General features: G+C 65.8%; 14 protein-coding genes. 9 read left to right on the top strand and 5 right to left on the bottom strand.

The window, feature by feature from the left end; all coding sequences use genetic code 11:
• The first annotated feature begins 168 nt into the window (after nt 1–168).
• From R2E40_RS03155 to R2E40_RS03145, 3 genes are all read left to right on the top strand, one after another.
• On the top strand, nt 169–1,728 hold the full coding sequence (locus R2E40_RS03155; protein ID WP_318164751.1) for a PAS domain-containing methyl-accepting chemotaxis protein: 1,560 nt from the start codon (nt 169–171) through the stop codon (nt 1,726–1,728).
• 207 nt (nt 1,729–1,935) lie between these two features.
• Entirely contained in the window at nt 1,936–3,252 is a 1,317-nt protein-coding gene (locus tag R2E40_RS03150; protein WP_318164750.1) for a sphingomyelin phosphodiesterase, read from the top strand.
• The gene (locus tag R2E40_RS03145) at nt 3,249–4,037 is read left to right on the top strand and encodes a hypothetical protein (RefSeq protein WP_318164749.1); all 789 of its coding nucleotides are present in this window, start codon (nt 3,249–3,251) and stop codon (nt 4,035–4,037) included. The genes R2E40_RS03150 and R2E40_RS03145 overlap by 4 nt, the downstream gene beginning before the upstream one ends.
• A gap of 73 nt (nt 4,038–4,110) precedes the next feature.
• Here R2E40_RS03145 and R2E40_RS03140 read toward each other — a convergent pair whose 3' ends face one another.
• Nucleotides 4,111–5,604: an alkaline phosphatase D family protein gene (locus R2E40_RS03140; RefSeq protein WP_318164748.1), complete on the bottom strand. Its 1,494-nt coding sequence runs from the start codon at nt 5,602–5,604 to the stop codon at nt 4,111–4,113.
• 79 nt (nt 5,605–5,683) lie between these two features.
• Nucleotides 5,684–6,904: a DEAD/DEAH box helicase gene (locus R2E40_RS03135; protein ID WP_318164747.1), complete on the bottom strand. Its 1,221-nt coding sequence runs from the start codon at nt 6,902–6,904 to the stop codon at nt 5,684–5,686.
• A 169-nt stretch (nt 6,905–7,073) separates the two neighbouring features.
• On the opposite strand from R2E40_RS03135, the gene R2E40_RS03130 reads away from it, so the two are divergent.
• Complete coding sequence (locus R2E40_RS03130; RefSeq protein ID WP_318164746.1) at nt 7,074–7,889, top strand: transporter substrate-binding domain-containing protein; 816 nt, start codon at nt 7,074–7,076, stop codon at nt 7,887–7,889.
• 62 nt (nt 7,890–7,951) lie between these two features.
• Here R2E40_RS03130 and tpx read toward each other — a convergent pair whose 3' ends face one another.
• The gene (tpx, locus tag R2E40_RS03125) at nt 7,952–8,452 is read right to left on the bottom strand and encodes a thiol peroxidase (RefSeq protein ID WP_318164745.1); all 501 of its coding nucleotides are present in this window, start codon (nt 8,450–8,452) and stop codon (nt 7,952–7,954) included.
• A 217-nt stretch (nt 8,453–8,669) separates the two neighbouring features.
• On the opposite strand from tpx, the gene R2E40_RS03120 reads away from it, so the two are divergent.
• Complete coding sequence (locus tag R2E40_RS03120; RefSeq protein ID WP_318164744.1) at nt 8,670–11,078, top strand: zinc/cadmium/mercury/lead-transporting ATPase; 2,409 nt, start codon at nt 8,670–8,672, stop codon at nt 11,076–11,078.
• A gap of 193 nt (nt 11,079–11,271) precedes the next feature.
• Here R2E40_RS03120 and pulA read toward each other — a convergent pair whose 3' ends face one another.
• The gene (gene pulA / locus R2E40_RS03115) at nt 11,272–15,309 is read right to left on the bottom strand and encodes a pullulanase-type alpha-1,6-glucosidase (protein ID WP_318164743.1); all 4,038 of its coding nucleotides are present in this window, start codon (nt 15,307–15,309) and stop codon (nt 11,272–11,274) included.
• Between the two features lie 281 nt (nt 15,310–15,590).
• Here pulA and R2E40_RS03110 point away from each other — a divergent pair, with 281 nt between their 5' ends.
• Nucleotides 15,591–16,001, top strand: a complete 411-nt coding sequence (locus tag R2E40_RS03110) for a hypothetical protein (protein WP_318164742.1) — start codon at nt 15,591–15,593, stop codon at nt 15,999–16,001.
• Nucleotides 16,002–16,064: 63 nt separating this feature from the next.
• Here the strand turns inward: R2E40_RS03110 and dmeF are convergent, their stop codons facing one another.
• Entirely contained in the window at nt 16,065–17,024 is a 960-nt protein-coding gene (gene dmeF, locus R2E40_RS03105) for a CDF family Co(II)/Ni(II) efflux transporter DmeF (RefSeq protein WP_039216093.1), read from the bottom strand.
• Between the two features lie 71 nt (nt 17,025–17,095).
• Between dmeF and R2E40_RS03100 the strand changes: the two genes are divergently transcribed.
• The 3 genes from R2E40_RS03100 (at nt 17,096) to R2E40_RS03090 (ending at nt 19,778) form a co-directional block, all read left to right on the top strand.
• Entirely contained in the window at nt 17,096–17,371 is a 276-nt protein-coding gene (locus R2E40_RS03100; protein WP_017408992.1) for a metal/formaldehyde-sensitive transcriptional repressor, read from the top strand.
• A 161-nt stretch (nt 17,372–17,532) separates the two neighbouring features.
• Nucleotides 17,533–18,729 (top strand): amino acid aminotransferase, encoded by a 1,197-nt coding sequence (locus tag R2E40_RS03095; RefSeq protein WP_318164741.1) that lies wholly within the window; start codon nt 17,533–17,535, stop codon nt 18,727–18,729.
• 125 nt (nt 18,730–18,854) lie between these two features.
• Nucleotides 18,855–19,778, top strand: coding sequence for a LysR family transcriptional regulator (locus tag R2E40_RS03090; protein WP_017408990.1), 924 nt, complete (start codon nt 18,855–18,857; stop codon nt 19,776–19,778).
• The last annotated feature ends 31 nt before the right edge of the window (nt 19,779–19,809 follow it).

Raw genomic sequence — 19,809 nt, 5'->3', positions numbered from 1 at the left:
TTCACCTGCGCAGATGCACCTTTCATTTGCACTATTTAGCTAAGCGAGAGTGGCGATTAATTGACCCAAGCCAAGATAGCGCGCTTGCTGCCCCCTAGAATGGGCCGGTAACAATCACAAAAAATAAAAACAAATCTATCAGTTACTTGGCTCAATCAGGATGCACTCATGACCACAACCCAACGGGAGGGGGAGATACGTTTCCCCGACCACCTGTCACTGATCTCGACGACCGACCCCGCCAGCCACATCACCTACGCCAACCAGCACTTCTGTGACGTGGCCGGTTATCAGCCCGCCGAAATGGAGGGGGTACCCCACAATCTGGTACGCCACCCCGACATGCCCAAGGCCGCCTTCGCCGACATGTGGCAGCGGCTGCGCCAGGGCAAAAGCTGGATGGGGCTGGTGAAGAACCGCGCCAAGAGCGGCAAGTTCTACTGGGTCAACGCCTATGTCACCCCCATCCTCAACGAGCAGCGACAGATCATCGAGTACCAGTCGGTGCGCACCCGCCCCAGCGAGCACGACATCGCCTGGGCGGAGCAGCTCTACGCCCGCATCCGGGCCGGCAAGGCGCTGCCCTGGCTGAGCCGGCTCGCCCTCGAACCCGGCCTGCTCACCCTGCTGCTGTCGGGCGGCGCCCTGCTCACCCTGCTGGCGGTCATCATCAGCGGCAATCCCTTGTGGGGAACGCCAGGCGCACTGGCCCTGCTGGCCCAGATGCTGCACGGCTGGCGCCTGCAGCAGCGGCTCAACCGGCTGGCCCGCACCGCCGGCGAAGAGATGGGCACCCCGCTTTGCCAGGTGCTCTACACCAGGCGGCGGGATACCCTGGCGGCCCTGGAGCTGGCGCTTCGCATGAAGCGGGCCGAGCTCAAGGCGGTGGTGGGGCGCAGCGCCGACACCAACCAGCAGATCCTGCAGGCCGCCGAGGACGACAGGGGCAATATCCAGACCATCGACATCCACCTGCAGCAGCAGCGGGCCCAGAGCGAGCAGCTGGCCGCCGCCATCACCGAGCTAAGCCACTCCATTCGCGACGTGGCGAGCAACGCCCATCAGGCCAGCGAACTGGTGAGCGAGGTGCAGCAGGTCTCCGCCGAGGGGTTGCGGGCGCTCGCCACCACCCAGTCCTCGGTCGATCAGCTCCATCACGAGCTCGATGCCAACCACGCGGTGCTGGCTAGGCTGACTGGCGACAGCCAGAAGATCAGCGGGATCCTAGAGGTGATCAGCCAGATCGCCGATCAGACCAACCTGCTCTCCCTCAACGCAGCCATCGAGGCGGCGCGGGCCGGCGAGCAGGGGCGCGGTTTTGCGGTGGTGGCCGACGAGATCCGGGCGCTGGCCCAGAAGACCCGCAGCTCCACCGGCGAGATCAACGAGATGATCCAGGCGCTGCAGCAGACGACCCGTCAGCTGGCCGACGGCATGAGCCAGGGCGCCCAGACTTCGGACCGCTGCCAGCAGCACGTGGGGACCACCGCCGAGGTGCTCAACCAGATCAACCGCATGCTGGCCCGGGTCACCCATACCAGCGACGAGATTGCCCAGGCCGTCAGCCAGCAGGCGGATGTCACCAGCACCCTGGACAAGGGCATCCACCAGATCCACCAGCTGGCCAGCCACACCGCCGACAACAGCCGCCAGGCACTCGACGGCATCACCCTGCTGGTGGAGCGTCTGCATGCCCTCTCCCGCCTGATCAACCAGTTCCAGCACTGACCGCCTTGCAGGGGCGTGCCGCCCGGCACGCCCGCTTCACCTCGTTCGCCTGACCTCCCCTGTCCCTTTGGCCGTTGCCAACCTCATGGGTTAACACCTCCCCATATGGGGCCTTTCATTTATTTGTAACAAAAATGTAAATGAAATGACCTCTGTGCCCGCCATAACAGTCACTTTCCAGCGTGCCTCCACCAAAAGGACTTCATGATGCACAAACCCCTCAGTTATGCCGCCCTGCTGCTGGCCAGCCAGTTTCCGCTGCAGGCGCTGGCCGACACCGATGTCTACCTCACCAACAACGGCCCGGATCCGGTCCAGCTGGAGATCCGCCAGAGCGGCTCCGGCCAGCTGCAGGCCGGCAGCCAGTGGCTTCAGCACAGAACCGAGCTGGGCCCCTGGGAGAGCGCCATGGTGCTCAGCTTCAACCGCTACGAGGGGGTGAAGGCGGGCAAGAGCTATCTGTTCGAAACCCGGGTTACCACTCCCGGCGGTGACACCTATCGCCTCAACCAGAAGATGGAGGGCACCTGGTGGAACAGCACCCTGCAACACGGCGGCGAGACGCCGGCAGACAACTCCGGCTGGCAGAGCGATCGCACCATTCACCGCCTGAACGGGCCGCAGGAGCTGGCCTTTGCCGCCAAGTTCACCGGCCGCTACGACGATCTGCACTACATGCTGACTCCGCCCAGGCAGGTGGAGCTGCCCGAAGCTGACGAAGCCAGGTTGAAGGTGGCCAGCTACAACGTCTGGGCGCTGCCGGTGATCGCCTCCAGCATCGGCGAGCGGCTGGCGCTGCTGCCCGAGCACCTCAAGGGCTATGATGCCCTGCTGTTGCAGGAGGTGTTCGACGGGCGCCGCGAGGGCTTCCTGCAGGCGCTGGCCAAGGAATACCCGTACCAGACCAGAGTGCTCGACAAGCCCGGGGTCAACATCCACGACGGCGGCGTGGTGATCGTCAGTCGCTACCCAATCGTGCGCGAGGCCCAGCTGGTCTATCCCCAGTGCACCGGCACCGACTGCTTCGCCGACAAGGGGGTGATGTATGCGGAGGTGATCAAGGGGGGCAAGGCCTGGCACCTGTTCGCCACCCACACCGCCAGCTTCGACACCGACGAGGCGCGCCGGCTGCGCCAGATCCAGTTCGGCCAGATCCGCACCCTGGCCGCCAGCCTGAAGATCCCCGCCAGCGACACCGTCATCTACGGCGGCGACTTCAACGTCAACAAGCGCAAGTTTGCCGACGACTACGCCGGCATGCTGGCCAACCTCAACGCCGACGAGCCGGCCTACGGCGGCTACACCGAGGCCACCTTCGACCCCAGGATCAACCCCTATGCCGGCGGCCCGCTCTCCGGCGGTGCCAACGTGGAGTACCTCGACTATCTGGTGGTGAGCCGGGAATACGGCGCCGTGCGCCACAACCTCAACAGCGTCTGGATCCCGCGCAGCAGCGATGGCAGCCTCTGGCCCGCCAGCAACCTCTCCGATCACTTCCCGGTCAAGGGAGAGATCAGCCGATGAAGCGCCGCTACGGCTTGCTGGCACTGGCGGTGCTGGCCTTGTTGCTGCTCAACCTCAGCTGGCAGGAGGCGCCAACGCGGCCGGCACACACCGGCCAGAGCGCTCAGCCAACCGCCGCAGCGTCGCCGCAGACACAGCCGCCATTGCCCACCGCTAGCGGCCCGGTTGCCGCCACCGCCGTGCCAGCCGGCCCAACACCTGCGTCTGCCAGCTGGCGCGACTTGCCGGACGAGATGAACCGGCAGCTCGCCAGCGAGGTGAGCGACAGCGAGCAGCCGCTGGCAGAGCGGCTGGCCAATCTGGAGGCGATAGAGGCCCAATGGCTGAGCGAGGGGGAGAGCCTGTTTCGGCTGCAGGGGCGCTACGCCCTGGCACTCGAGCAGCTGGCGCAGGAGCATGAGCAGCTGCCGCTGGCCGAGCGACTGGCCGCCCTCACCCGCTTGCAGGATGAGTGGGCGGCGGATCATCCGGATCTGGCGGCGGAGCTGTTCAACCCGGCCGCCCGCTTGCAGCAGGCGCGCCAGCTGTGGGGGGACGAGGAGCTGGCGACCCTGGCTCGCCACTTCCTGCCGGCCGGGCAGGCCGAAGCGACCGTGCAGTTTGCCGCCAGCCGACAGCAGCAGCTGGCGCAGCGCAGCCACTACCAGCAGCAACTGACCGAGCTGGAGCAGCAGCTGGCGGCCAGCCGGGGCAACATGGATGAGGCAAGCTGGCAACAGCACAGGGAGGCGGTACTCGGCCAGTTTCGGCGCGACTTCTTCGCCCAGACGCCGGATCAGCCCTGAGCAGGCAACGGCTTGGGGCATCTGATCCCCACAAGAAAAAGGGCCCGTCAGGGCCCTTCGCATTTTCCCGCCATCAGGCCAGCGGGTAGCTGGCAGCCAGCCCGTTCTCACAGTGCCAGTTGGCCCACAACTTGTTGTCGGTGCCCATCAGCAGGGTGGCGAAGTTGCGGGTACGCAGGTAGACGGGGGCGCCGAACGGCTTGATAAGCTCGGCGCGGATCAGCCGGTTCTCGTCGAGGTATTCGGCATTGTCGTTGGTCATGGCGAGGATCCCCATCCACTGGAACTGGGTGGGACAGGGGTGGACGATACCGGAGGAGACCAGCTGGTGCACGTTGAGCACCCCCTCCCGCTTGTCCTGGATCACCCCGAGGCAGCCCACGTGCACGTCGCCGGAGAGGATCAGGGTCTTGCAGCCAGCATCCTTCTGGCGCCGGATCCTGGCGTTGTCCAGCAGCCGCATGATGAGGCGGGCCCGCTCCCCTTGGTGATCCTTGGCCCGCCAGTGATCCTTGAGATCGTCGGTCAGCTCCTCCTCCCAGGGGGTAGCGTCCAGCGCCGCCTCGGTGAAGGAGAAGTCGCGATAGACCACGGGCACCCCCGCCAGCACCAGCAGGTGGCCCGCGTCGCAGGCGGCCAGCGCGTCGTTGATCTGATCCCACTGGGACGGGCTCATCACCTGGGCGCGGGTCCGATTGGCCCGGTTGTCCAGCGCCAGGATCTGGTAGCCCCGAAAACTGAGCCGCCAGGAGTGGTGGCCCAGCTTGACCGGATCCAGCAGGGAGACGTTGGCAACGGAGCGCAGCTGGAACAGCCGGAAATAGCGGGACGCGGCGGCATAGATGACCCGGTAGACGTCGCAGCCCTGCAGATTAGCTGGCGACTCGGGATAGCTGCCCCAGCCATCGAAGATGTCGTGGTCATCCCACATCATGGCGCTCGGGATCCGGGCCAGCAGGCACGCCACCTCGGGCCGCCTCCACTGCTTGCAGTAGAGATCGCAGTAAAAGCGATCGAGCTGCTCCTCCATGGTGCGAGTCGCCTTGCGTTTGACCTTCTCCGCCATGTCCAGCTCGTTCCAGGCCTTGAGGCTGGGCACCGTGGTCCAGAGGGAGTCGGCATAGACCTGATCGCCCCCCATCAGCAGCAGCGAGAAGGGGTGCGTGGCGTGCTCGGCGGCCAGCTTGTCCCACATCACATAGGGTTGCGGGGTGGAGGTGAGCAGCTTGAAGTCGGAAAAACCGTTGCAGGAGGCGTACCCGATGCGCACCCGCTCCGCCGACCCTGGCAGATGAAACTGCCAGCGATCCTCTCCGGCTAGATCCCGGGCGGGCTCCCCATCCAGCAGGATCTGGTACTCCACGCTCGAACCCGCCTCGGCCGGTGTCGCCGTCCAGCTGACCCGCCAGAAGCCGCCCCTGGGGGTATCCGCCTGCTTGCCGGCGGCCAGCAGGCTGCCGTTGATCCTGACACCGGCGCCCTTGCAGTCAGGCCCCGCCAAAAAACAGATGCTGTATTGCGTCTCCGCTTCGAGCCCCAGCAGGGGCCCCATCACCAGACTCGCCATTGCCTATCCCTCCGTGGTTGAACCCATGGAGCATAGTGAAACGGGCGTCCTTTGGTACTGCCCAAGCGGGCAGGGCAGGTCAGCCCTTGCTCTTGAACTGTTTCGCGCTGCGCTTGGCCTGGGTGCGACGATTGGCCTGCTTGTCACGGGGGGCGCGCTTGCCCTCCCCGCTGGCTGGCTGATCGGTGACCGGGAAGCCGGCGAGCTCCGCCAGCGGCAGCTCGCGGCCGGTGAGGGTACGGATCGCCGCCAGGGTGTCGGCCTCGCCATGGCAGGTAAACGAGATGGCGAGCCCGCTGCGTCCGGCCCGGGCGGTGCGGCCGATGCGGTGCACGTAGACGGGGGCGCAGGCGGGCAGATCCAGGTTGATCACCAGCGGCAGCGCCTCCACGTGAATGCCGCGCGCCATCAGGTCGGTGGCCACCAGCACCCGCACCTTGCCCGCCTTGAAGTCGCCGAGCGCCTGCTCGCGCACCGCCTGCTCCTTCTCGCCGTGCAGCGCCGCCACCGCGATGCCCGCCTTGGCCAGCTTGCGGGCCACCCCGTCGGCGTCGTCCCGCGCGCTGATGAAGACCAGCACCTGTGGCCACTCGTGGGCCTTGAGCAGGCTGATGAGCGCTGGCACCTTGCTGCTCTTGTTGACCAGATAGAGGCGCTCCTCGATGTCGTCGGCCACGCTGTTGCGGGGATCCGCCTCCACCCGCACCGGCTCGGTCAGCAGACCGGTCGCCAGCGCATCCAGCTCGGCCGGCAGGGTGGCCGAGAACAGCAGGGTCTGACGCTCGACCGGCATGGCATTCAGCAGCCACTGGATGTCGGGCCAGAAGCCCATCTCCAGCAGCCGATCCGCCTCGTCCAGCACCAGATGGTGCAGCTGGCTCAGTCCCAGCAGTTGCTGGGCCAGCAGATCCCGCAGCCGCCCCGGGGTCGCCACCAGCAGTTGCGGCCCCAGCGCCAGTTCGGCCTGTTGCAGCTCTTGCGCCACCCCGCCGCACAGGGTCACCAGCCGCAGACCCAGCCCGGCGGCCGGCCCCTGCAACGCCTCGCTCACCTGCACCGCCAGCTCGCGGGTCGGCACCAGCACCAGCCCCTGCACCCGATCGCTGGCCGGATCGAGGCGCTGCAGCAGCGGCAAGCCGAACGCCAGGGTCTTGCCGCTGCCGGTGCGGGCCAGCGCCAGCAGATCCCGACCCGCCAGCGCGGCGGGAATGGCCAGTTGCTGCACCCGGGTCGGGCGCTTGAGGTCGGCAGGCAGGGTCGCCAACAGGGCGGGGGCGAGGGCAAGTTCATCAAAAGTCATGGGGCTACGCAGCTATCGACAGAATAAGAATGTGGGGGCGAAGTCTAGAGAGCGGCCGACCATAAGTAAAATCCCATCCATCGCAGCCAGCGGCCCGCCCCCGGCCCGCCATGCGCAAAGCGGGCCTGACTACACTTCAGGGAACCTCCCCCGGGGACGTGACCAGACCATGACCAGACATCCCTCTCTGCTGCTGTTGCTGCTTTGCCTGACGGGGCTGACCAGCCTCAGCCTCTCCCGCGCCGACACGGCTGCTACCCCCGCCGCCAAGCCGGTACGCATCCTCAACGCCCACCTCGGCGAGCTGCCGGGGCTCATCAACGCCGACAATACCGGCCCCTTCGTCGATCTGGTGCGCGCCATCGATGATCTCTACCCCGAGGTGAGCATCCGAATCACCATCTATCCCCTCGCCCGGGCCATGGCCGGGGTGATCGCCGGCACCGCCGACTTCAGCCTGCCCGCCATCCGCAATCTGCAGGATGCCGACCTGCTGCCCTATCGCTTCAGCACCCGCAGCTTCGGCAAGGTCACCCACGTGCTCTACAGCAATACCGACCACCTCATCACCCCCGACATGGCCTACGGCATAGTGCCCACCAAACGGGATCTGCTGATCGAGGCGACCCCCGGCTTTCTGCCCATTCCGCTGCAACGGTCGATGAGCATAGAGCAGTCCCTGCGCAAGCTCGCGCGCGGGCGCATCGACGCCTTCATCTGGGCCCAGGAGGAGGCCGACCTGATGCTGCGCCAGCTCAAACTGACCAACATTCACCGGGAACACCTGGGGGATTTCGAGGATGTCTTCATCATCGCCAAGGGGCCTACCGGCGACGAGGTGGATCGCTTCCTCGGCGAGGCGATCGAGAGGCTCGCCGCCTCCGGCAAGCTGGCAGAGATCTACTCAAGGCTGCACCGCCCCTATGTCGAGTGGCAACCCCACCCGGAGCCACTACCCGCCAAAGACGTGACCAAATCCCCCTGACTGTTCCATAAAAAAATCCCGCCGGGGCTATGCCCCGGCGGGATTATTGTCAGCCTGCCTGCTTACAGTAAGGCCAGGGCGGCGGCGTAGTTCGGCTCATCGGCGACTTCGGCCACCAGCTCGCTGTGCAGCACCTTGTTCTCTTCATCCAGCACCACGATGGCACGGGCAGCCAGACCCACCAGCGGGCCGGAGGAGAAGGCCACGCCGTAGTCCTGCAGGAAGGCGGCACCACGCAGGGTGGAGAGGGTCACTACCTTGTCCAGCCCTTCGGCGCCGCAGAAGCGGGACTGGGCGAACGGCAGGTCGGCGGAGATGCACAGCACCACGGCGTTGTTCAGTGCGCTGGCCTGCTCGTTGAACTTGCGCACGGAAGTGGCACAGGTCGGGGTATCGACGCTCGGGAAGATGTTCAGGATCTTGCGCTGACCGGCGAAGCTCGCCAGGGTCAGATCGGAGAGATCCTTGGCCACCAGGGAGAACGGCTTGGCCTGCTCGCCGGCGACCGGGAAGTGACCGGCGACGGAGACGGGGTTGCCTTGCAGGGTAACGGAATTGCTCATGTTATGTCCTTGATTATCGAGGGAGGATCAGGCCCTCCAGTATAGGCCCGCCGGGCGGGGACAAACACCCGCCAACCACAGGGATATCACCTCTGCCGGCAGCCTGTTGCGAGGAGCGGGAGAAAGGGGCTTGACCTTGGACTTAACACCAAGGTTTACACTCGGCTCAGTCATCGAAGATCTCGCACCGGCGGGATCCATCCAAGAGGGACTCATCATGAGCAAATCCTGCTGCAGCCATCAACACGCCGCCGCCCCCATCAAGGCCGTCAGCAAGACAGCGGCGCCCCAGGCCGAGCACCAGCACGACAGCCACTGCTGCGACCAGGCCGCACCGGTCAGCTGCTGCGCGAGTCAGGCCCCCCATGATCATCAGGATCATGCCGCCAGCGACGCTCCCGAGGGGGAAGAGCCCCCCAGAGGGGGTTGTTGCGCCGCTCCGCCGCCCGCCCATGCCCATGACGGAAAGCACGACCACCATGAGCATGCCGTCGCGGCAGAACCCCCGCTGGACGCCCCCGAGCAGAACAGCCGCCGCCACAGCTGGCAGGTGCTGGGGATGGACTGCCCCAGCTGCGCCCGCAAGATAGAGACCGCCGTCAGCCGGGTGAGCGGCGTGCAACAGGCCCGCGTGCTGTTTGCCACCGAGAAGCTGGTGGTGGATCTGGCCCCCGGCCTCTCCCCCGATCCCGTTACCGCCGCCGTGCTGGCCGCCGGCTTCCAGCTCAAGGGCGAACGCAGCGGCAAGCAGGAGTCCGGCCGCGAGCGCGGCCCGCGGCAGACCCTGCTCGCCAAATATTGGCAGCCGCTGTCGCTGGCCGGCCTGATGGGGGTGGCGGCCCTGCTGCCGAGCCAGATCGGTCAGCCGCTGTTTACCCTGGCCACCCTCTGGGGCCTGTGGCCCATCTCCCGCAAGGCGTGGGCGCTGACCAAGAGCGGCTCCCCCTTCGCCATCGAAACCCTGATGACTGTCGCCGCCGTGGGGGCCCTGTTCCTCGGCGAAACCGCCGAAGCGGCCATGGTGCTGCTGCTGTTCATGCTGGGCGAACATCTGGAGGCCTACGCCGCCGGCCGCGCCCGCGCCGGGGTCACCGCCCTGATGGCGCTGGTGCCCGACAAGGCGCTGCGCATCCGCACCACTGCCGAGGGCGAAGTGCGGGAAGAGGTCGCTGCCGACCAGCTGCGCCCCGGTGACATCATCGAAATCGCCCCGGGTGCCCGCCTGGCCGCCGATGCCCGCCTGCTCGACGCCCTCGGCGCCTTTGACGAGAGCGCCCTGACCGGCGAATCCATCCCGGTGGAGCGCCGTCAGGGTGACAAGGTGCCCGCCGGCAGCCTGGCGGCGGATCGGGTGCTGCGCCTCGAGGTGGTGTCCGAGCCCGGCAACAACGCCATCGACCGCATACTGCATCTCATCGAGGAGGCCGAGACCCAGCGCGCGCCCATCGAGCGCTTCATCGACCGCTTCAGCCGCTGGTATACCCCGGCCATGATGCTGGTCGCCCTGCTGGTGGTGCTGGTACCGCCGCTCGCCTTCGGCCAGAGCTGGGACGAGTGGGTCTATCGCGGGCTGGCGCTGCTGCTGATCGGTTGCCCCTGCGCCCTGGTCATCTCCACCCCGGCGGCGGTCACCTCGGCGCTGGCGGCAGCCACCCGGCAGGGGGCCCTCATCAAGGGGGGCGCCGCGCTGGAGCGCCTCGCCCACATCGATACCGTGGCCTTTGACAAGACCGGCACCCTGACCCTGGGCAAGCCGCAGCTGACCGAGCTGGTGAGCCTCAATGGCGAGCCTGAGGCCGAACTGCTGGCACTGGCGGCGACCATTGAGCAGGGCTCCCACCACCCGCTGGCCCGCGCCGTGGTGACGGCGGCCAGCGAACGGGGCCTCAGCCTCGCCGCGGCTCAGGAGCTGCGCGCCCTGCCCGGCATGGGCGTGGAAGGTCGCATCGACGGCACCCTCTGGCAACTGCTGGCACCGAGCCGGGTCGCCACCCTGGATGCGGCGATGCAGGCCCGGGTCGCCACCCTGGAGCAGCAAGGCAAGACGGTGGTGGTGCTCGGTCAGCCTGACGCCGCCCCGGCCGCCCTGCTGGCCCTGCGCGACCAGATCCGGCCGGAAGCGGCTGCGGCGCTGCAAGAGCTCAACCAGCTCGGCCTGCAGAGCATCATGCTGACCGGTGACAACCCCCGCGCCGCCGAGGCCATCGCCGGCGAGCTCGGCATGGGCTGGCGTGCCGGCCTGCTGCCGGAGGGCAAGGTCGATGAAATCGCCAAGCTCGGTCTGGCGCAAAAGGTCGCAATGATCGGCGACGGCATCAACGACGCACCGGCCATGAAGCGGGCCAGCATCGGCATCGCCATGGGGGGCGGTACCGACGTGGCGCTGGAGACCGCCGATGCGGCGCTGACCCACAACCAGCTCGGCGGGGTCGCCGCCATGATCCGGCTCTCACGTGCGGCACTGGCCAACATCCACCAGAACATAGCGCTGGCGCTGGGGCTCAAGGCCATCTTCCTGGTCACCAGCCTGCTTGGCATCACCGGCCTGTGGATTGCGGTGCTGGCCGACACCGGCGCCACCGCCCTGGTCACCGCCAACGCCCTGCGCCTGCTGCGCAAGCGCTAAGCCGGCCGTTGACGGCACAACCAACAGCCGCCCCAACGGGGCGGCTTTTTTATTGCCTCGCCCACGAGCAAAGAAAAAGCGCGGCTGCCGGTCGGCAGTCGCGCTTTGCTTACTCTCTCGGAGTTATCCCACCCTTGGCGAGGTGGAATTCAACCCTGGGGTGCCGAGCCAGCCCCGGGCTCGATGGGAATGACTACTTGGCGCTGCACTCCTGGATCACAGCGGTACCTGCCTTGGTGCCGGCCGGGTCAACCTTCACCAGCACGCTCCACAGCCCCTGCGACAAGGTGATGCTGTTGTTGGCGCTGCCCGGCTGGGAGAAGCCGATGGCATAACCCGTCTCCGCCGTCACCGCGCCGCCGCCGTTGAGCAGGTACTCCTTGCTCCAGTCCTCGTTGGCCACCTTGAACTCGGTGCTGCCGGTGTAGTTGAAGGCCGCCTGATAGATGGCAAGATCGCCGTCCATCCCCTTGTAGCTCAACTGGTACTGGGGCTGAGCGGCCCAGCCGGAGAGCTCGCCCTTGACGAACAGGTTGTAGCCGAGCGGATTGCCCGCCACCGTGTCCAGCACCTTGCAGCTCTGCACCGGCTCGGTGAAGCTGACGCTCAAGGTGGGCTTGTCCTTGTTCATGGCGGTAAACACGAACTTGTAGCTGCCCGCCTTGGCCAGATCGAGCCCGATATTGCCGGTATCGCCACCCTTGCAAAGGGTCAGCGGAGTGCCGACCACCAGCTTGTCACCCGCATTGCAGCTGCCGTAGTTGAGGGGACCCCAGCTGGCATCCGCGATCTTGACGTTGGTGGTGCCCAGCTTGTCGCTGCTCACCTCGGTGGTGAACTCGTACATGAAGTTGCTGCTGAAGGTCATCTGGTTGGTGTTGCCCCACTCATTGAGGAACCCCTTCAGATAGACGGCGGTGTCACCGAACGGCGGTACCGTGCTCAGATCAGTCTTCTTGCCGACCGGCAGGCCAGAGCCCTGGGCACCGCTCTGCGGCTTGACGAACACTGCCGCCGACCAGGCACCCAGGGTCAGGGTACCGCCATTGACGGCCGCATCGCGGGCGATGCTCTCGCCACCGTGGTGGGCCGGGCTCAGCTGCAGGCTGGTCAGGTCGATGGGCTGATCGTTGCCGTCACGGAAGTCGCTAACGCTCTGGGGAGCATTGGTGGCGTTGATCATCACCACCAGACCGTCGATGGCCGGATCCAGATCCGCCCCCGCATTGATGCCGTCATCCACCGTCATCACGATGAGGCCGGGCTCCTGATCCGGGCCGGTATTGCGGAAGTCGACCCGCTTGATCACCTCGGCGCCGCTGCCCAAACGCAGCAGACGGGAGGATTGACGCAGCTCGGCCAGCTCCTGATAGAAGCCCACCATGGTCGCCATGTCGGCACCGCTCGGCTTGACGTGCTTGTCGAGTACTTTCTCGATCAGCGGATAGTTGTCGCCATCCTTGTCCTTGCGCGGCAGCCCCTTGTCGAAGTTGTTGTCGGCCAGGGTATAGTCGACCCGGTTGTACCAGTCACCCGAGTCGTAGCTGTCCCGCTCCATGGATTTGGAGCGCAGCAGCTCGACACCGGCGTGGGTAAACGGAATGCCCTGCCCCAGCATGGCGGTGGCCAGCGACACCCCCTGCATCCGCACCAGATCAGCCCCTTGCGGCGCCTTGTAGATCAGGTTGTCGAACAGGGTCTGGTTGTCGTGCTTGTCGACGTAGTTCTGGATTTCGGTCGGATCCTGGGCGTAGCCCGCCGGTTGACCGTTGTAGTCGATGTCGGAGCCCTTCTTCGGCATCCCGTCCTTGTCGGTCAGGATGAAGTCCTTGAGGTTGCCGGCCATGCCGAGACGCACCAGATCGGCCTGATGCAGAGCGGTAGCGCGATCGACGCCATCCATCTCGTTGGCATCCACCAGGGCGCCGTTGCCAAAGCCCTGGGTCTTGCGAATGGTGTCGCCGCCGTCGAACGGACTGCCGCCGCGCACCGCATCCCGCAGCCGGTCGGAGAAGGAGCCGATGCCGGTACCGGCCAGGTGTTTCTGGGTCGCCTGCACGAAGCGCTTGTCATCCTGCACCTCGCCGAAGTTCCAGCCCTCGCCGTAGAAGTACATCTCGGGGTTGACCTGCTTCACCGCGGCCAGCGCCTGCACCATCTGATCTTTCGGGTGGTGACCCATCAGGTCGAAGCGGAAGGCATCGATCTTGTAGTCGCGCGCCCAGGTGACCAGGGAGTCATCCATCAGCTTGGCGAACATGGCGTGCTCCGGCGCCGTGTTGGAGCAGCAGGTGGAGTTCTCCACCGAGCCGGTCTCCGGATTGAGGCGCTGATAGTACCAGGGCACTATCTTGTCGAGCACCGACTTGGGCCCCAGGCCCGCCTCGTTGGTGTGGTTGTAGACCACGTCCATCACCACGTTCATGCCGATGTTCTGCTTGATGGCCTTGACCATTTCGCGGAACTCCAGGATGCGCTGGCTGCCCTCGGCGTTGGTGGCGTAGGAGCCTTCCGGGGTGGTGTAGTGGTAGGGGTCATAACCCCAGTTGAAGGAGTCAACACCGCGCAGATAGCCGTAAAGCTCCTGCACCTGCGGGTTCTCCTTGCTGTCGCCTCCTTGCAGATCGCCGAGCACGGCCTCGATGGTCTGGCCGCTGCTGCAGTAGCCGGCGAACTTGGAGTTCTGCACCTCGGGGTTGACCTGGCACAGCTTGCCGAAGTCGTCGCTGATGTTGGCGACCTTGGCCGGATCCTCGTTGACGGTGGCGATGTCGAACACCGGCAGCAGGTGCAGGTGGCTGACGCCGCTCTTGGCCAGCGCCTGCAGGTGCTTGACCGGCGCCGTGTCGGTATCGGCCAGGCCGAGGAACTTGCCGCGGTGCTCGGCCGGGGTGGAGTCGTCGTTGCCGGTCAGATCGCGGACATGGGCCTCATAGATGGTGATGTCGGCGGGGTTCTGCTGGCTGTGGGGCGCCTTCAGGCTGTCCCATCCTTCCGGCTTGAGGGCCGGATCGTCGAGATCCACCACCTGGCTGAACTCGGAGTTCATCGCCAAGCTCAGGGAGTAGGGGTCGGTCACCTGATAGGATTCCAGCTTGCGGCTGACCGGGTGATAGACCTGGATGTCGTAGCGGTAGAACTTGCCCACCAGCTCGCTGCCACCCTGCACGCTCCAGCTGCCGCTGGCCTCGTCCAGGGTCATGGTGCGCTCGCCGAGCGGTTTGTGCTGGCCGTCGAACAGCGCCAGCTTGACCGACCTGGCGGTCGGCGCCCACAGCCGGAAGGTGACATTGCCCCCCTCGACCACGGCGCCATAAGTCAGCTTGGTGGCCGCTTCGCTGTAGAGGGCATCGAGGGCACCGGCGCTCTGCACCAGGGTCGCTCCCTGCAGAATGCCGTCGGCATCGGTGCCGATGGCCACCAGTTCACCCTTGAGCAGCGGCTTGAGATCCTTGCCAGCCGGCAGGGCGAAGGCGGCAGCATCCTTCAGATGCGGATACTTGGCCTGTTGCTCGGCGGTCAGGCTGGTCGGAGTCAGGGTGATGTAGGGGAAGTCGAACACCCCTTCCGCATTGGCCTTGATGGTGCCTGACTCGGTGTAATAGAGGCGCACATGGGGCTTGTCCTTGCCCCCCTGCCAGATCAGGGTGTTGCCGTCGATCAAGTGGGCACTGGCGCCCGCCACGCCGAAGGCGGCGGTGAAGGCCTCGGCGCGGCTGCCGAAGATCTCGTTCTTGCCGGCGACGATGGCCACGGTGCGGTCCGGGTGATCGCTGAAGACCACCTTCATGTCGCTGCCGGTCAGGTTGGCCAGATCGCCGTTGCGGGCGATGAAGTTGATGCAGCCTTCCAGCTTGCTAAGGGGCACCACCCAGCTCGGGCCGAAGCCGTCGGCCGCGGCCGGGGTGTTCACCTTGTCGTCCCAGCCCGCGTTGAGGCCGCTCTCGGCGGTGGCGCTGCAGGCGTCGTTGTTCCACAGGTACAGGCTGTAGTTGGCGAAGGGGCCAGTGACCCCGCGGGCTGCACTGGTCTGGGTATCCACCAGGGCGATCACCGCCTGATCGGGCCCGGCCACCAGTTGCTCGGCAGGGGGTTGCACATTGGGCAGACGGGCGACGGGGCCGTCCGTGGGGTCAGGGGTGGAGGGGGAGGAGCTGTTGTCATTGCAGCCGGACAAAAGCGCGAGCAGTGAGGCTGTTACCAGCGCCACTTTGGTCTTTTTCATATCCATTTTTTTATAATTCCCGCTGTAGTTAGTCTCGATATCCGAGTACCCGGTCATTGCCGAGCGGTGCCATATTAATCAGCAGAAATCGTTTCAAATGTGAGCAGGGGGGCAAAAAAGTTAACCGCTTTCAACAAGATAACGTTTTCATAACGAAAATCGGATCGGGCTCACAGACCTGCCGCCCGATTCGGCACATACCTGCGGGCAGAGCCATGATGTCTGGAAAAATTGATTTCCGATCAAATGGATAAGTGGATACAGCAAGAGAGAGGGAGCCACGACAGATGAAGCGGATTGAGGAGCAGGCCAGGCGGCTGGACCTGGAGTATCAAGAGATTGCCCAGCTGTTCGACCAATTTTGTCAGCAGGCGGGGACGCTCGCCGAGCAGTACCACTTCTTCAACTGGCCGGATTATGAGGATACCCCGCCCCTCACCCGGGCCTTCACCCTGCTGGGGGAGCCACGGGAGCTGCGGCTGCGCTGCCAGCCGGGAGAGCGCGGCAGTTTGAGCGGGCTGCTCCAGGTGTGCGGCGAGGAGGGCACCATCCACGCCAGCCTCGGCTTTCGGGCCGACGGCCACCTGCTGCTGGAGTCGGGCCGGCTGCTGGACAACCCGCCCGAGCTGCTGCTCAAGCTGCTGCTCGGCGCCATCTGGCAGCACAAACCGGAGGATGTGCAGGGCCAGCCGCACTGAGCCAGAAAAACAGGAAGGGGCCTTGGCCCCTTCCTGTTGTTGCGTGCGGCCAACCGGCCAGGATCAGGCTGCGCTCACCTCTATGGTGACGTGCACCAGCTCCTCGTGGATGGCGAGCCGGGCGCGGATCTCGCTGGCGGCAACCGGCGCCGCCATCAACAGGGAAAGCACGCAGGCATATTGCTGCTGGCCCACCCGCCAGACGTGCAGATCGCGCACTTCGGCGTCCGGCAACTCGGCGATCACCTCGCGGATCTCCGCCACCAGCGGCGCGTCCATCTCGGCATCCAGCAGCACCCGGCCGGAGTCGCGCAGCAGGCCCCAGGCCCACACCGCCACCAGCCCGGCCCCCACTATGCCCATCAGGGGATCCAGCCAGTCGGCCCCCCACAGCATGCCCCCCACCAGCGCCAGAATGGCCAGCACCGAGGTGGCCGCATCCGCCAGCACGTGGATGTAGGCGGCGCGCAGGTTGAGATCCTGATGACCGTGATGCTGGCCATGATCGTGTGGGTGAGCGTGGTCGTGATGATCATGATGGTGGTCGTGGCCGTGCCCATGGTGGTGACCGTGATCATCCTTGAGCAGCCAGGCGCAGGCCAGGTTCACCAGCAGGCCGACGATGGCGATGACGATGGCCTGCTGGTAGTGGATCGGGCTGGGATCCAGCAGCCGGAACACCGATTCGAACAGCATCATGCCGGCCACTCCCACCAGCAAGAGGGCACTGGTGAAGCCCCCCAGCACCTCGATCTTCCAGGTGCCGAAGCTGAATCTGTGGTCGCGGGCGAAGTGGCGGGCGGCGCGGTAGGCCAGCACCGACAGGCCGAGCGCCAGCGCATGGGAGCTCATGTGCCAGCCATCGGCCAGCAGCGCCATGGAGTTGTAGAACCAGCCACCGCCGATCTCCGCCACCATCATGATGACGGTCAGCAGCACGGCCCAGCGGGTCTTCTGTTCGGCCAGCGGATTCCCTTCGTGGACGACGGGTTGGTGGCAGTGGGATGAGGCGAGGGATGACATGGATTTCTCCTGAGGATGATAATGCAATATACTATACCCCAGTATAGTTTTATTGATCGAGAGGATCCTGCATGTCACACACCATTCACGGCAAGAAGAAGCTGCTGGCGCGGGTGCGCCGCATCAAGGGGCAGGCAGGGGCACTGGAGAGCGCGCTGGAGCAGGAGAGCGACTGCGCCGCCATCTTGCAGCAGATCGCGGCCATTCGCGGCGCCGTCAACGGCCTGATGCTGGAGGTGCTGGAGGGCCACATGCGCGAACATCTCGGCGCCGAAGAGGCGACCCAGGCCGAGCGGCTGGAGGATCTGGATCAGGTGGTGCGAGTATTGCGATCCTATCTGAAGTAGGGCCAGTGGATGGGGCCGCGGGTGGCCCGCCTCATCCCGTTTACGGCTGGGCGGCGTCGGCCCCACGGCCCTTTCAGACTTGAGCCCTCGCCGGCTTTACGCCATGATGACCGCCGATCATTGATCGCCATACCCTGGATTCCATTTCGCAAGGACCCCCCATGTTTGAACACGTCGATGCCTATGCTGGCGACCCCATCCTGACCCTGGTCGAAACCTTCCACAAAGACACCCGCGAGCAAAAGGTGAACCTGGGGATCGGCCTCTATTACGACGAGCAGGGCCGCATTCCGCTGCTGGCCTCGGTACAGCAGGCCGAAGCCCAGCGCGCCGCCGCCCCGGCCCCCCGCCCCTACCAGCCGATGGAAGGCGCCGCCAACTACCGCACCGCGGTGCAGCACCTGCTGTTTGGTGCCGACCACGAAGCGGTCAAGGCGGGTCGCATCGCCACCATCCAGACCATCGGCGGCTCCGGCGCGCTGAAGATCGGCGCCGATCTGCTCAAGCGCTACTTCCCGACCTCCGAGGTGTGGGTCAGCAATCCCACCTGGGACAACCACAAGGCGATGTTCGAGGGCGCTGGCATCAAGGTGCACGACTACCCCTACTATGATGCGGCCACCGGCGGCGTCCAGTTTGACGCCATGATCGACTGCCTGAGCAGCCTGCCGGCGAAAAGCATCGTGCTGCTGCACCCCTGCTGTCACAACCCGACCGGGGTGGATCTCTCTCGCACCCAGTGGGACCAGGTGATCGCGCTGGTGGTCGAGAAGAACCTGATCCCCTTTATGGATATCGCCTATCAGGGCTTCGGCGACGGGCTGGAAGAGGATGCCTACGCCATTCGCGCCATGGTGGCTGCCGGCGTCAGCTTCTTCGTCAGCAACTCCTTCTCCAAGAACCTCTCCTTCTACGGCGAGCGCTGTGGCGGCCTGTCGGTCATCTGCCAAAATGCCGAAGAGGCGAGCCGGGTGCTGGGCCAGATGAAGGCCACCGTGCGCCGCAACTACTCCAGCCCCCCCACCCACGGCGGCCAGATCACCGCAGCGGTGATGAGCCAGCCCGAGCTGCACGCCATGTGGGTCGATGAAGTGACCGAGATGCGCACCCGCATCAAGGCGATGCGCGAGAAGCTGTTCGAGGTGCTGAGTGCCAAGGTGCCGGGCCGTGACTTCAGCTACTTCATCAACCAGCGCGGCATGTTCAGCTACACCGGCTTCACCCCGGAGCAGGTGGACAGACTGCGCGAGGAGTTCGCCGTCTATCTGGTGCGCTCCGGTCGCATGTGCGTGGCGGGCCTCAACAGCCGCAACGTCGACTACGTGGCCGACGCCATGGCCGCCGTGCTCAAGGGCTGATCCCCGCAAGCCCCGCTCAGGCGGGGCTTTTTGTTTGTCCCGTTTGCTTGTGGAGTCCCTATGAACCTGATCGCGCCGTCTCCATTACGCCATCCGGCCCGCCTCGTCTCGCAGCAGGAGGCCTCATGGATCTGATCGCGCTGTCACGACTGGGCGGCCGTCATCTGGTCACCCTGCATCTGCTGCTCGACAGCCAGAGCGTCACCCGCACCGCCGAGCGGCTCTGCACCACTCCTTCCACCGTCAGCAAGACCCTCAACCAGCTGCGGGATCTGCTCGGCGATCAGCTGCTCTACCGCCAGGGCAACCAGTTGTTGCTGACCCCGTTCGCCGAGCGGCTCGGCCCCACCCTGCACCGGCTGCTGAGCGAGCTCAACGGCCTCACCGGCCAGGGCGGGTTCGATCCCGCCAGCTGGCAGGGACAGCTGAAATTCGCCCTGCGCGAGAGCGGCATGGTCTGGCCCATGGGGCCCATCCTGGCGCAGCTGATGCGCGAGGTGCCGGGCCTGGTGCCCGACATTCGCAACAAGGATGAGCAGGGGCTGGCGGCGCTGGCGGCGGGCAAGCTGGACTTCGTGATCCTGCCCCACGATCAGAGCCAGCCCCTGCCCCGCCAGCAAGGGCTGGTGTGGGAGACCCTGCGCGAGGACAAGCTTGTCTGCCTGCTGCGCGCGGATCACCCGGCGCTGGCGCGATCCTGGGATCTCGATGCCTACCTGAGCTGGCGCCATATCGCCATTCGCGATCAGGAGCTGGCCAACCCCTTCTTCGAACAGAGCCTGGCCCAGTTGCAGGTGCGCCGGCAGATCGCCGCCATCCTGCCGGATTTTGGCAGTGCGGCAGCCCTGCTGCGCCAGAGCGATCTGATCCTCACCGCCATCGGTGGCTGGGCCGAGCAGGCGGCCCCCCACGCTCTGGTGAGCAGGCCGGTTCCCTTCGATTACGGCGCCGTCACCCACAGCCTGGTGTGGTACGGCCCGGCCGGAGAAGAGCCGGCCCGGCGCTGGTTTCGCCAGCGCATCCTGCAACTGGCCCGCGAGCTGGGATAAAGACGACCATGCCCGGTACACGCCGGCCGGG

Source organism: Aeromonas sp. CD (assembly GCF_033349375.1).
GTDB classification, from domain to species: Bacteria; Pseudomonadota; Gammaproteobacteria; order Enterobacterales; family Aeromonadaceae; genus Aeromonas; species Aeromonas hydrophila.
Note: the sequence above shows the minus strand (reverse complement) of the source record. Positions and strands in the feature narration are given on the sequence as shown.